Source organism: Pedobacter sp. 05T44 (assembly GCF_056395985.1).
On record NZ_JBFTKO010000001.1, the window covers coordinates 554,221 to 567,700 of the forward strand.

At 39.8% G+C, this 13,480-nt stretch carries 10 protein-coding genes; 4 read left to right on the forward strand and 6 right to left on the reverse strand.

Annotated features, from left to right (window positions below; all coding sequences use genetic code 11):
* The first annotated feature begins 94 nt into the window (after window positions 1-94).
* From phnA to AC1DDK_RS02270, 4 genes are read left to right on the forward strand one after another with little or no spacing between them, the layout of a single operon-like run.
* Window positions 95-1,336 (forward strand): phosphonoacetate hydrolase, encoded by a 1,242-nt coding sequence (gene phnA, locus AC1DDK_RS02255; protein WP_172660649.1) that lies wholly within the window; start codon window positions 95-97, stop codon window positions 1,334-1,336.
* A 36-nt stretch (window positions 1,337-1,372) separates the two neighbouring features.
* The gene (gene phnY / locus AC1DDK_RS02260) at window positions 1,373-2,821 is read left to right on the forward strand and encodes a phosphonoacetaldehyde dehydrogenase (RefSeq protein ID WP_337715355.1); all 1,449 of its coding nucleotides are present in this window, start codon (window positions 1,373-1,375) and stop codon (window positions 2,819-2,821) included.
* A gap of 2 nt (window positions 2,822-2,823) precedes the next feature.
* Window positions 2,824-3,984 carry a TIGR03364 family FAD-dependent oxidoreductase gene (locus AC1DDK_RS02265; RefSeq protein WP_172660651.1) on the forward strand — a complete coding sequence of 387 codons (1,161 nt, stop codon included), beginning with the start codon at window positions 2,824-2,826 and terminating at the stop codon, window positions 3,982-3,984.
* Window positions 3,985-4,016: 32 nt separating this feature from the next.
* A complete protein-coding gene (locus tag AC1DDK_RS02270; protein ID WP_477633797.1) occupies window positions 4,017-5,318 on the forward strand; it encodes a DUF5690 family protein in 1,302 nt (433 codons plus the stop codon).
* A gap of 117 nt (window positions 5,319-5,435) precedes the next feature.
* Here AC1DDK_RS02270 and AC1DDK_RS02275 read toward each other — a convergent pair whose 3' ends face one another.
* From AC1DDK_RS02275 to AC1DDK_RS02300, 6 genes are read right to left on the reverse strand one after another with little or no spacing between them, the layout of a single operon-like run.
* Window positions 5,436-6,188: a phosphatase PAP2 family protein gene (locus tag AC1DDK_RS02275; protein WP_337715357.1), complete on the reverse strand. Its 753-nt coding sequence runs from the start codon at window positions 6,186-6,188 to the stop codon at window positions 5,436-5,438.
* A gap of 29 nt (window positions 6,189-6,217) precedes the next feature.
* Entirely contained in the window at window positions 6,218-7,510 is a 1,293-nt protein-coding gene (locus AC1DDK_RS02280; RefSeq protein WP_337715359.1) for a sensor histidine kinase, read from the reverse strand.
* The gene (locus AC1DDK_RS02285; RefSeq protein ID WP_288880736.1) at window positions 7,507-8,184 is read right to left on the reverse strand and encodes a response regulator transcription factor; all 678 of its coding nucleotides are present in this window, start codon (window positions 8,182-8,184) and stop codon (window positions 7,507-7,509) included. Before AC1DDK_RS02285 ends, AC1DDK_RS02280 begins: the two co-directional genes overlap by 4 nt.
* A 32-nt stretch (window positions 8,185-8,216) precedes the next feature.
* Window positions 8,217-11,252 (reverse strand): efflux RND transporter permease subunit, encoded by a 3,036-nt coding sequence (locus AC1DDK_RS02290; protein ID WP_288880733.1) that lies wholly within the window; start codon window positions 11,250-11,252, stop codon window positions 8,217-8,219.
* Window positions 11,249-12,193 (reverse strand): efflux RND transporter periplasmic adaptor subunit, encoded by a 945-nt coding sequence (locus AC1DDK_RS02295; protein ID WP_288880730.1) that lies wholly within the window; start codon window positions 12,191-12,193, stop codon window positions 11,249-11,251. Before AC1DDK_RS02295 ends, AC1DDK_RS02290 begins: the two co-directional genes overlap by 4 nt.
* Window positions 12,194-12,204: 11 nt before the next feature.
* Window positions 12,205-13,467, reverse strand: a complete 1,263-nt coding sequence (locus tag AC1DDK_RS02300; protein ID WP_337715363.1) for a TolC family protein — start codon at window positions 13,465-13,467, stop codon at window positions 12,205-12,207.
* Window positions 13,468-13,480: the final 13 nt, after the last annotated feature.

The following is a 13,480-nucleotide window of genomic DNA, read 5'->3' on the forward strand; positions in this document are numbered from 1 at the left end:
AGCGGCTCTTTTCACTAATTTTATATGATCCAACACACACCTAAACAATACAACTACCTGAAAAACAATTTAAAGCAATAAAAACAACGTAATAATGAATAATATATCAACTCAACCCTTTTCAGCTAATGGTAAAACGTATACACCACCTGCAAAACCTATTGTGGTAATTTGCATGGATGGTTCTGCAGATGAATATCTGGATACCACAATGGCACACGATCGTATGCCTAACCTTAAAAAAATGGCTTTGCAAGGCTACAGAGGTATGGTGCGTGGTGCATTGCCGTCATTTACCAATGTAAACAACTCATCCATAGTTACAGGCGTTAGCCCTGCTGTACATGGCATCTGCGGTAACTTCTTTTATGATACTGCAAAGGATCAGGAAGTGATGATGAACTCATCGGAATATCTTAGAGCCGAAACACTTCTTGCCGCAGCTGCAAATGCTGGTCGTAAGGTTGCAGTGGTTACTGCAAAGGAAAAACTGCGCGACATCCTTTCTTACAAACTAAACGGCATTGCTTTCTCTGCAGAAAAAGCAGATCAGGCAAAACTGGATACCCATGGTATTGAAAATGCAGAACAGGTTATTGGTCACAAAACCCCTGCTATTTATAGTGCCGAAGCCAGCTTATTTGTGTTGCGCGCCGGTGTTGCATTGATAGCCAACGGCATGGCCGATTTCCTATACTTATCCTTAACTGATTATATGCAGCATACTTATGCGCCTGATACGGAAGAATCATTGGCATTTTATGAGGCACAGGATGTTGAACTAGGCAAAATGCTTGAGCTTGGTGCCATTATTGGTGCCACCGCAGATCATGGCATGAATGCAAAGGTTAAAGCCGATGGCACGCCTAATGTATTGTTTATTGAAACCATGCTTACCGAGAAATTTGGCTATGGCTTTAGGGTGATTTGCCCAATTACAGATCCTTATGTAAAACACCATGGTGCTTTGGGTTCTTACGTGGCTGTGCACATGGACGACACATCGAAGGTTAATGAAGTGAAAAACTGGCTTGCTGTACAACCAGGAGTTACCGAGGTATACGACAAAGAAACTGGATGCCGCATACTTGAGCAACCTTCAGATAGAACCGGAGATCTGTTTGTATTGTCAGCCCGCGATGTGGTTGTTGGTAAAACTGCAGCCCATCATGATTTAAAAGCATTAGATGGTACGCTGCGCTCACATGGTGGCAGGTACGAGGAAATGGTACCATTGGTAATTTCTCATCCGCTAAATGCGACCTACAAAATGAAAACACAGGGCGATCCCCGCAATTTCGATGTGTTCGATTTTACCGTTAACGGAACCCACTAAATACCCGCAGTTACAGTTTGAATTTATAGAAGGAAAATGAAAGAAGAAGATATTAATAACGCCCGCAATATTTTAAAACTGGCATCACTAATTGCCGGCAAGCCTGTTTCGTCAGGCAATCAATTGGCTGTACACAATCCTTACAATGGCGAACTGGTAGGAACTGTGGAAACAGCTGACTTAAACGATACCAATAATGCTATTGAAACCGCCCTTAAAGGTGGTGTTGCAATGACCCGCTTTGAAAGATACACTGTGCTTGATAAAGCCAGAACATTGCTTTTAGAAAGAAAGGAAGAATTTGCTCAGCTGATCACTTCCGAATCTGGCCTGTGCATTTCTGAAAGCACTTATGAAATTGGAAGGGCACATGATGTGCTTTTGTTTGCTGCTATTGAATGCCTTAAGGATAATGGACAGATCTATTCATGTGACATATCGCCCAACGGCAAACAACGCAAAATATTTACGACTTACGAGCCCCTAAAACTTGCGGTAGCCATCACCCCTTTTAATCACCCGCTAAACCAGGTTGCACACAAGATTGCTCCTGCCCTTGCGGCCGGAACTCCGGTGATTTTAAAGCCATCAGAAAAAACACCTTTAACGGCCATTCGCTTTGTAGAGTTATTGTATGAAGCGGGCTTACCTCCGTATATGTTGAGTGTTCTTTTAGGAGACACCAAAGTGGTTTCAGAAATACTGGTACAAGATCCAAGGATTGATGTGGTTTCTTTTACTGGCAGCGTTGCTGTGGGTAAACTGATTGCCAAAACGGCCGGCTACAAAAAGGTAATCCTGGAGCTGGGCGGAAATGACCCGCTGATAGTTCTTGAAGATGCCGACCTTGATTTGGCAGTAGAACTGGCCGCTGAAGGATCATTTAGAAACTCAGGTCAACGCTGCACTGCCGTAAAACGGATTCTGGTACACGAAAGCGTATCTGAAGAGTTCACCAAACGTTTTGTCGAAAAAGCTAAAGGATACACCTGTGGTGATCCTTCTAGCTCCGCAACCAGAGTTGGGACAGTTATAGATGAACAATCGGCCGTGTACCTGGAGGATGTTGTAAACAAAGCAGTTGCGCAAGGTGCAAAAGTGCTGCTTGGTGGTAAACGTACTGGTGCCCTATTGGAACCAACTGTGATTACCAATGTACCAAGAGACGCTCAAATGGTAGTCCAGGAGTCTTTCGGCCCACTTGCTCCTATTTTAACTTTCAAAAACATAGCCGATGCAATTGAACTTTCAAATTCTACTGCCTTCGGCTTATCATCAGGAGTGGTTACCACAAACATGGAACATGCCATCCGTTTTGTAAAGGAACTTAAAGTAGGTACGGTAAATATTAATGAAGTACCCGGATACCGCATAGAAAATTCTCCATTTGGAGGAATTAAGGATTCGGGTTTAGGTATAAAAGAAGGAGTAATTGAGGCCATTAAGTGCTTCTCTTATGTAAAAACATTTTCAATGCCCTGGTAATTATGACAAAGAATATTCAATATGATTTAATAGTGGTGGGCTCAGGTATACTGGGTACTTTTCACGCGTTACATGCTTTGAGGTTAGGTAAAACAGTACTGCTTACAGAAAAAGATCAATATCCTGTAAATGCTACGGTACGGAATTTTGGACAGGCAGTAGTATCTGGTATGTCGTCTGACTGGTTTGATTACGCGAGGAGATCAACCGAACTGTATCAGGAAATACAGCAGGAAGCCGACATCAGTGTACGTAACAACGGCACTGTTTATCTTTCTTCTGATGATGATGAAACTCAGTTACTGCACGAGCTAAAAGAAAGGATGGATGCCATAGATTATGAAGCTAATTTGTTATCTGTAGATGATTGTTTAGCGAAATGGCCATCATTAAAAAGAGAATACTGTAAAGGTGGGCTGTTCTTTCCACAGGAAGTAAGTGTGGAGCCAAGCAAGCTGATTTACCAGTTAATTGAATATGCTGTTGCTAAATACCCTAAACTTACTTACATGCCTTCAACGGCAGTTTTAGATTGCGTTGTGGCAGGTGATCATGTTGAAATTACAACTGCTACCCGGCAAACATTTACTGCAGAAAAGGCTATCATTTGCAATGGAGGGGAGTTTAAACTGCTGTTTGCAGACCTGTTTAAACAAAGCGGGATCATATTAAGCAAACTCCAGATGATGAAAACTGTACCAATGCCTGAAGTACAATTGGAAGGAAATATCCTAACAGGCTTGTCTATCCGCAGGTATGAGTCATTTCAGGAATGTCCATCGTTCTCCGGAATTTCTACTCCTGAACATTATAAAGAATGCCAGAAATGGGGAATTCATATTCTGTTTAAGAAGGCAGTAGACGGTTCCATTATAATTGGCGATTCGCATGAATATGCAGACGTAAACCATACAGATGATCTTGGTTTTGGCATTAACAGCCATATTAACGAACTGATGTTAACCGCAGCACAAGAGATTGTAAGCTTTGATGTACGTAAAATAGCATCGACCTGGGCTGGCTTTTACCCTCAGCACAACAGCAAGCATATTGTGGAATACGATATTGAAGACCGGATACATATCCGAACTGCAATTGGAGGCAAGGGCATGACGTCATCGGCCGGATATGCAGAAGCAAGTATAAAAAAGATTTACAACTAGGCAGACTCAGATAAACTCTACGATCAATCCTTATGAAGCGAATAAACCATTTAATGGCCAACTCGAAACTCTTCTTTATTATCTGGTGTATGCTTGCCGCCTTTGGCACTTACTTTTGCATGTATGCTTTTAGAAAACCTTTTACCAATGGAACCTATACAGGGATAACACTCTGGGATCTTGATTACAAAGCGATCTTAATAATTGCGCAGCTTATGGGCTATATGCTTTCTAAGGTAATGGGCATAAAGGTAATTTCGGAGCTTAAGGCATCTGGCAGAAAAAAACTAATCATTTTTCTTATTCTTTTTGCGGAGGCGGCACTCCTTCTTTTTGGAGCAGTACCGCAGCCCTACAATTTCTTTTTTCTGTTTTTAAATGGCCTTCCACTCGGCATGGTTTGGGGAATTGTGTTTAGCTATCTGGAAGGCAGGCGCTTTACAGAAACACTGGCCATGGGATTAAGCATTAGCCTGATCTTTTCATCGGGGATGATCAAAACAATCTATTTTACCGTACATGAATGGGTACCACTAGTTTCAGAATTCTGGATGCCTGCATTGATAGGCGTACTTTTCTTACCGCTGTTTCTCACTTTTGTCTGGATGCTTTCGGTGATTCCCGAACCCACTGAAACCGACAAGCTATTGCGTGTTGAACGTTTACYGATGAATGCTGAGGATAAACGTTCGGTGATGGCAGAATTTGGCTTCGCGATTTTTGGCATTGGTTTGATCTATATGATGCTGACCACCATGAGGGATTTTAGGGATAATTTTTCTGTCGAGATCTGGAATGAAATAGATATTCATTGGGATAAGGGTGTATTATCATTAACAGAAACGATTTCCGGAATTATCGTTTTAATTGCCATAGGTAGTCTTTCGATGATACGCAACAACATACGCGGTTTTTGGGCTACGCAATATCTGATTGCCCTTGGCCTTGTACTTAGTGGTGGTAGTACCCTGTTTTTCCAACTGCATCTGATAAGTCCTTTTTGGTGGATGTTACTGGTAGGAATGGGGATGTTTTTAGCTTACACTCCTATTCAGGTAGTGCTGTTCGATAGGATGATCGCTTTATTTAAGATCAAGGCCAATGCGGGATTTTTTGTTTACATCTGTGACTCGGCAGGATACCTGGGCAGCGTATTCTTACTGCTTTACAAAGAATTTTTCATGAAGGATTTAAGCTGGTGCAAGGTATTGATTCGGTTCAGCTATACACTTACAGTGGTTTGCCTGATCCTATTGGTTATGGTATCTGTATTTTTTAACCGTAAAATTGGCATTAAAGGTCCGATTACCGGGGTATTAGACAGAAAGGTTTAAAACTGGATCATAACTCCTCATTCCTAGAAACCGAATGATCTCTTGGTTATGCTAATTGCGTAGTAGCTAATTCATAGTCAAGAGGTCTCTACTGTTCTCGAGATGAAGACAGGTTATTTAAAACTGGCCAGATAAAGAAAAGCCGTAAGCCTTGTTTTGATACATGGGCACCACACTAAAATTAGAAGCTTGCTTACCCATGATCAGCTTTTTTAAATGTGGGTATACCAGGTAACTTATTTTGGTTGACAAAATACCGAAGCCTGCTCCTGCTACCACATCACTAACCCAATGCCTGTTGTTGTATAATCTAAAAACACCTGTAGCACCGGCAACGGCATATCCGGCATACCCTATCCACGGCGATACATCTTTATATTCCTGTTTTAAAAACTCCGCTGCCGCAAATGATGTTGCGGTATGCCCCGAAGGGAATGAGTTGTTGGTACTGCCATCAGGACGAAGCCTGTTTGTAGTAGATTTAACAATAAGTGTAGAGGCTTTCATTAATCCAAAAGAGATTGCATAAATACCTGTAGCATCTGCAAGATTATGTCGGCCTTTTACACCCGATAGATTTAAGGCATAAACCGCCGCTGCGGGAGCATATTGCATAAAATTATCGGCATGTACGGAAAAGAAAGGGTGATCTTCCTGTAATTCATTACGGGTACTTACATCCAGGTCGTGTACAAAATTATTACCACCTCCCATTGCTCCGTATGCAAGAAACACCGCCGGAATGATAAAAGGTGCAACTTTAAAGGTATTCTTTTTTTGAGGCAGTGAGTCTGTTTGACCGGAGTACTGCGCGAAACTGCAAAAAGGTAAACAAAGGACAATTACAAAGCCGTACTTCATCTTAAACATCTTCTTATTTATTAAATTCTTAATCAAAACTAAACACCAAATTTGGAGTAACTCTGAAGTTCCCCTTCTAAAAAACTCACCGTAAAAATGTGTTGTGAATTCTGATAAGCATAATTTAACTTAAAATGATATAAGTTGCAAATTTGATTGGATATAGCAAGGCCTAAGCCCATTCCTTCTGAGGCAGTATTTTTATAGAATCTTTCAAAAACCTTATCTGCAATCAACGCTGTATCTAAACCGGTATTACTAACGATAAGTTGGCTATCATTTAATTGAATAAAGATCTGGCCGTCTTTATAGTTATGACGGATGGCATTACTAAGCAGGTTATTGATCAACATATCTGCAAGATGCTTGTTCATATTGATCTGCTTGTGAGCAAGGTCTGTTCTAAGGTTTATGTTATGCAGTTGAAGCAGCTCCTGGAATTGTCTTGTTTTTTGCCTGATCAAGTTATCCAGCGGAATCGTTTCCTGATCTGCTATCAGATTATTCTCGATCTTAGCAAGCATCAGTAAGGTTTGGTTAAGACGAGATAACTTGCCTACTGCAACATAAATATCTTCTATAAGCTCGCCTTGTGAATCACTGAATGTTTCTGTTTGAATCAGTGTATCTAGTTTGGAGTTTATTACCGCCAGAGGAGTCATCATTTCATGAGACGCATTGTCTGTAAAACTCTTCAATTCCCTGTAATCTTGTTTTACACGCAAGGACATGGTTGCAACTGCCGTATTTAACTCTGCAAATTCATCGATTTTTGTTGATTCTATTCTGATATCATTTTTATCTGCCAGATTAAAGGCTTTCATTTGTAGCAGTATTCCATAAAAAGGCTTCCATATATTATTGAGAATAAACCTATTGATTAACAACAGGGTGATTAGAAGCAAAATAGTTACGCTAAGGGTTATTAAAACTATTATTCTAACCAGATCTTCAGACTCTACTCTGGATTTTGTTACCGTAACAGAATATAATTTCCCATTTACTTCTACCGTATAAATGAGGCTTCTCCCTGGTTCAATCTTTTGTTCTGATTTATTAAAATAATCATTATAGAAATACCTGCGTTCAAAATTATGACCAGAGTCAATAAGGCTATAGCTTACCTTTTGTTCTTTAAAACTACCTGCTTGTGGCAATTTGCCATTGGCTTGCACATAGGCAACAATTTCATCTTCTTCGATTTCCAGATCCCTATCCAACTGATCTGTCAGGATATAATGGATTACCGAATAATAGATTACCCCAGTAAATACAAAAACAATAATAGAGGCAATTAAGGTGACCCTGTTATATTTTGCGGATAACTTCATACATTTTCAAATTTGTAGCCTACACCATACATAGATTTGATGTAATCTTTGCATCCTGCTTCTACCAGCTTTTTCCGTAGGTTTTTAATGTGGGTATAAATGAAATCGAAATGATCGGAAAGGTCAATCTCATCACCCCATAAGTGCTCTGCTATTGCACTTTTGGTAGTTACCTTGCTATGATTTGCAATAAAATAAACAAGTAGATCATATTCCTTACGGGTAAGGATTAACACATTATCTCCTATCTTCACACTCATTGCCTGCGTATCAATATGTATTTCATTAAAAGTGATAATGTTGCTGCCATTATAACTTTTTCTGCGAACTATTGCTGTTACCCTTGCTTTAAGTTCCGACAGGTGAAAGGGCTTTACAAGGTAATCATCAGCACCAAGGTTCAATCCATCAAGCTTATCATCAAGCGAATGCCTTGCAGAAATGATAAGTACCCCGTCTTTTTTATTGATCTTTTTAATTGCACGCAGAATCTCCATCCCATCGCCGCCCGGTAGTGTTAAATCTAAAAGAATACAATCATAATTATAGATGTTAACTTTCTCTATTGCCGATTTATAGTCTGCTGCGGTTTCGCAAATATTACCTTCATCTGTAAAATAAGTGATAATACTTTCGCGCAATGAGCTTTCATCTTCTATCAATAATATTTTCATTCTGGAGATGTTAAAAAATTAAATGTAGTAAATTAATAAGGCAGTTTATGGTCTTTATAGAGTAAGTTTATCATGCTGGGCAAAACGATAAGCAGTAAGGGCATAGCAACAATAAAACCACCAATAACAGCTATTGCCAATGGCTGATGGAGTTGCGCCCCGGCTCCAATACCCAATGCAAGAGGCATCAGTGCAATTATAGCTCCGAGAGCCGTCATTAATTTTGGACGTAATCGCGTTGAAATGGCATAAACAATGGCATCCTGAACTTTATTTTCCCTACAGGACTCTTTAAACTGCAGGAAGGTAAAAATTGCATTTTCGCCTATTATACCTATGATCATAATCAGGCCTGTATAGCTCCCCACGTTTAGGGCCGTATGAGTTAAAAACAATGCCAAATAACTACCTGAAATACCCAAGACAGCTATAAATAATATAACAGTAGCAATTTTAAAATCTTTAAACAGAAATAAAATAACGGCAAATACAAGCAAGCTTGAGGAAACCAGGATCACAAGGAGTTCTTTAAAAGATTGCTGTTGCTCTGCATAAGCGCCACCATATTCGATATGATAACCAGCAGGCAAATGAATACTGTTTGAAACCTGCTGCCGGATATCCTGAATTGTGGTTCCAAGATCCCTGTTTTCAAGACGGGCCGTTACTACACCCATTGCCTGCAGATTCTCCCGTTCAACCTCTGCTTCTCCGGCATTTATATCGATAATTGCCAGATTAGTGATTGGTACCAACTTACCATCGGGCAAGAATATCTGCATTGATTTAATTCCTTCTACATTATATTTTCTGCTGTTTGGATAAATAAGCCTGATGGTTGAGAGTTGCTCTTTTTCGAGAACAGCGCCAGCAGAATTTCCTTCTAAAGCCATTTGCAATTGATACTGAAAATCGGCTACACTGATACCGTATTGTGCAAGCTGGCTATAAATGGGCCTCACATCAATAGAGGGCCCGGCTATGATAACGCCATCAAATACATCCGCAGCACCCTTAACCTTAGAGACAATAGCAGCAACAGCTTTAGAAAGGGTCGTAAGCTTTGAGTGATTATCTCCAAAGATTTTAATTTCTACGGGCTGGGTTGAACTCATAAGATCGCCAAGCATGTCGCCAATTACCTGTCCGAAATCTATTTCGAGAGAGGGTTGGCTAGCAGTTATCTTATTACGGATTTCGCTTATCACCTCTTGAGTTGTTCTGCTGCGTTCTTTTTTAAGCTGAATAAGGTAGTCTCCATTATTGGGCTCCGTAATAAAGAAGCCCATTTGGGTACCTGTTCTTCTGGAATAAGTTTCTACATCAGGAATTTTTATAATGATCTGCTCTACTTCTTTCAACATCCTGTCGGTTTCCTGAAGAGAGGTTCCCGGCGGAGATTTGTAATCGAGTACAATACTACCTTCATCCATCTCAGGTAGAAATCCTGTTTGGAGTTTTGGCAGTATGAGTATAATAACTAGAATAAGTACCACTATTGCCGCAAAACTGAACATCGGTTTTTTGATAAACCACATTACCCATGCCTGATTTTTCACAGTATGGACTTGGGTTTGTTTCCTTCCCGAAGGTTTTACCTGTTTACCTAAAAGCAGGTATACTACAGGCAAACAGATCCAGGTAACAAAAAAAGAACAAATCAAAGCAATGATCATGGTGTTGGTCATCACCTTGAAATAGGCACCAGCTACTCCTGTCATTAGTAAGAAAGGAATAAAAATAACTATAGTACTAAGTGATGAGCCCAGCATCGCCTGAAAAAGATATCGGATTGCTTTATGAACCAGATCATCGCTTTCCAGCTCCGGATATTCCTCATGAGTTCGATGAATTTGCTCCACTACTACAATTGCATCATCTATAATTAAACCTATTGCGGCAGCAATAGCCCCAAGAGTCATTATATTTAGGGTATAACCAATGCTATATAATACAATTACCGTTAAACAAAGCGTTAGCGGAATGGTAATAAGAATAGTACTGCTGGCCCTTAATGACCTCAAAAAGATGATTGCAACAATAATTGCAAGGCCTAAGCCTATCCAAAGGCTATCGGCTACACTTTTCACAGAATCGTTAACAAAATCGGCCTGTATGTAATAAGGCTTGATGCCTACTCCAGGAGGTAAAATGCTTTGTAAAAGCTTAATTTTTTTCTCCATCTCCTGAGTAAGGGTAATCAGATTGGCCTCGGGCTGTTTAATAACCGCAATCAATACAGCATCATGACCATTTGCATTGATTTTGGTATACTCTACCCCTTCTTGTATGCTTACCCTGGCGATATCTTTAATTTGGATAGCTCTATGTCCGTTATTGCTAACAACAACATCTTCCAAATCCGACCTGGTTGTTACAGCCGCATCTGTAATGGTTAAGTACAATAGTTTATAATCTGAAAGATATCCGTTTGAGCGGATGAAATTGGTTTGACTTAAAGCAGTATTTACCTGCTGAGGAGTGAGGTTGAGCGAACTCATTTTATTTTTATCCAGTTCAACCCAGTACTCCTTAGCCTTTCCGCCGCTCACACGCACTTCCGCCACTCCCTCAACCTGAGAAAGGAAAGGTTTGATGGTATAAGTGGCTATTTCACGAAGTTCAATTGGAGACTTACTATGACTTTCGAGTGTATAACCCATTACCGGTAATATGGAAGGGTTCATTTTTTCAACCGATATGTTGATATCAGGAGGCAGTGCGTTCCTGATCTGATTGATTCTGGATTCTATGCGTTGCTGGCTCAAGTCAATATCCGTATTCCAGTTCATAAACGCAGATATTTCGCAGCTCCCTCTACTTGTAGTACTTCTTACCAACTTTAGTCCGGGTACTTGCTTAACTGCGTTTTCAAGCGGTCTGGTAACTGTTACCATCATTCTGTCAACAGGCTGAAGGCCCGCATCAGCAATTATCTTTATTTTAGGAAATGTGATCTCCGGAAAAAGTGAAGTCTTTAGGTTCTCATAAGCAATAACACCACCAAACATAATTATGGTCAGAATTATTATAATTGGGTTTTTATGAGTCAGAAAGAAATTCTTCATTTGTGGTTGATCATAATTTTAGCCGTATCGGGTAAACCGTAATTACCAGTAAGAATGAACCTGTCATTAGGTTTAAATAAGGGGGATTTTATTTCAACATAACTTCCTGTTTCCAGCCCCTTCTGAATATTTACTTTTACCGCCGTAGTGTCATTCATTAGCTTCATTACCCAAAATTCATCCTGGGTTTCGTTAGTAAGAATGGATTCTTTGGGCAAAGCAATTGGATTTAGCGATTCTGATCGGACTAATTTCACCTTAGCTATAAGCCCTTCTGGAATTAGCTGTTGCGTTTTTACTTGAATGATGACCCTTTGGGTTTGCGATGCAGAATCGACCAAAGGCAGGGAACGGCCCATTTTGCCAGCTAACTTTTGTCCGTCAGGTAATGTTACTTGTAATGCTTTTTGATTTTTAATGATTCCCGTTAGTTCATAAGGCAAATCCATAAGAAAAACAAAACTATTTAGGTTAGTGATTACTGCCAACTGCTCCCCTTCCTGTACATAATCGCCTTTTTGGTGACTTACCTCTCCTACAAAACCAGCTGTATTTGCCGTAATTCGGGTTAGGCCGGTAAACTTAAAACTAGGATCAAGGCTATTAATGGCATTCCCTATGCTTCTGGCCTCTTTGGTAATCACCGTAAATAATGGTTGCCCCCCTTTTACATAGTCGCCTTTTTTTACATTTACAGTTTGCAAATAGCCATTTGAGCTCGCCTTTATAATCCCTTTCTGTTGAAAGGTTGCCGTTGCATTTAATTCAATATAATCGCTTAATGGTGCATGGCTTATCTGGGTAACACTTACCGGAGTTTTTGGATCGGGTGTTTTATCCAACTCACGATTATCCAATGTAGCGCTTGAGTTGCATGCACTCAGAATTAAGCAAATTGAAGCTAAACCCAATGTCACTGTATAATATGGCTTACTACTCATCTTTTTGTTTACTAATTGTTCCAATAGTTTAGTTGATTAATTAGCTGAAGCCTGGATATATTAACCTGCCGAAGCATATATTGGGTATTGAGGTAATTATTTATGGCTATTACATAATCTGCGATAGTGATGTCGCCTGTTTGCAGCAATTTGCTGTCTACATTTATCAAGCCCTCAGTGAATTTAATTTGCCTGGTAATTTTAGCCTGCAGCTCCTGGGTGCCTTGTAGTTGTTGAACAAGCTGATTAACCTGCTGCTGATACTGCCGGGTAAAAAATTGCAGATAATCTTGCCTCGTGTTTTCCTGTATTTGAAGCTGTGTATGCTTCATTTTACGCTGACCACCATCATAAACCGGCACAGAAACACTAAAACCTACACTTGTTCCAAAATTTTTATATGGCTGTAGGATGAAGGATGAATTGTAGCCCCCATTTATATAAACACTTGCCTGCGGTTTGTAATTCAGATCAATCTGCTTTTTATCATTCAATAATTTTAAGCTATCTATTTTATAGCCTTTGATAAAAATGCTATTGCTTAATCCGGTAAGCTGTGTGGCTGTTAGTACGGGTTCTTGCAATACGGTAACACTAGTATCTATAATGCCACTCAAATAATTTAAACGTGCAAAATCATTCTTTAACTGTATGCTGGTTTGGCTCAGCTGCAATTCCTGCTGCTGCAAGGTAACCAGAAACGCAAGGTAATCTGCTTGTTTGTATACACTCTTTTGGGCAAGTACTTTTAACACCTTTTCTTCTTTTTGCAGGAGCTGATAAACTTCAAGATAAAAATCTCTTTGTTGCTGATCCGTATAGGTTGTTATGTATTGTTCGGTGATAGATTTTTTAATGTCTTGCCGGGAGATTTCTGAAGCCGCATTTATTGAATCAGAATGTAATATAATTCCTTCTAACTGAATATCTCGTCTACTTTTACCGATAATATTCTGGTTTGCAGTGATCAGCGCATCGAATGTTTTGCCATTACTAAGCGCATTATCATAACCATAACCGTTAATAACAGGCGCATAACTTCCTGTAGAACTGGCAGTAACCTGAGGCCTGTATCCGGCTCTTAGTATGGCACTATCCGTTTTATCAGAAAGCAGCTGATTCTTAAAATCTTTGAGCAAAGGACTATTGGTCAATGCTTTTTGAATGTAATCATCTACCTTTTTATGCTGTGCCTGACATAAAAATATCCCTCCGCTGTAACTTAAGAGTGTTAATAGCAAGATCGAAGATATTTCCCTTACGCCTTTTATCATTTACAACCAGATT

Excerpts from the sequence above, each read along its gene's own strand:
- phnA (WP_172660649.1), top strand. The coding sequence starts at position 95 with ATGAATAATATATCAACTCAACCCTTTTCAGCTAATGGTAAAACGTAT.
- phnY (WP_337715355.1), top strand. The coding sequence starts at position 1,373 with ATGAAAGAAGAAGATATTAATAACGCCCGCAATATTTTAAAACTGGCA.
- AC1DDK_RS02265 (WP_172660651.1), top strand. The coding sequence starts at position 2,824 with ATGACAAAGAATATTCAATATGATTTAATAGTGGTGGGCTCAGGTATA.
- AC1DDK_RS02275 (WP_337715357.1), bottom strand. The coding sequence starts at position 6,188 with ATGTTTAAGATGAAGTACGGCTTTGTAATTGTCCTTTGTTTACCTTTT.
- AC1DDK_RS02280 (WP_337715359.1), bottom strand. The coding sequence starts at position 7,510 with ATGAAGTTATCCGCAAAATATAACAGGGTCACCTTAATTGCCTCTATT.
- AC1DDK_RS02285 (WP_288880736.1), bottom strand. The coding sequence starts at position 8,184 with ATGAAAATATTATTGATAGAAGATGAAAGCTCATTGCGCGAAAGTATT.
- AC1DDK_RS02290 (WP_288880733.1), bottom strand. The coding sequence starts at position 11,252 with ATGAAGAATTTCTTTCTGACTCATAAAAACCCAATTATAATAATTCTG.
- AC1DDK_RS02295 (WP_288880730.1), bottom strand. The coding sequence starts at position 12,193 with ATGAGTAGTAAGCCATATTATACAGTGACATTGGGTTTAGCTTCAATT.
- AC1DDK_RS02300 (WP_337715363.1), bottom strand. The coding sequence starts at position 13,467 with ATGATAAAAGGCGTAAGGGAAATATCTTCGATCTTGCTATTAACACTC.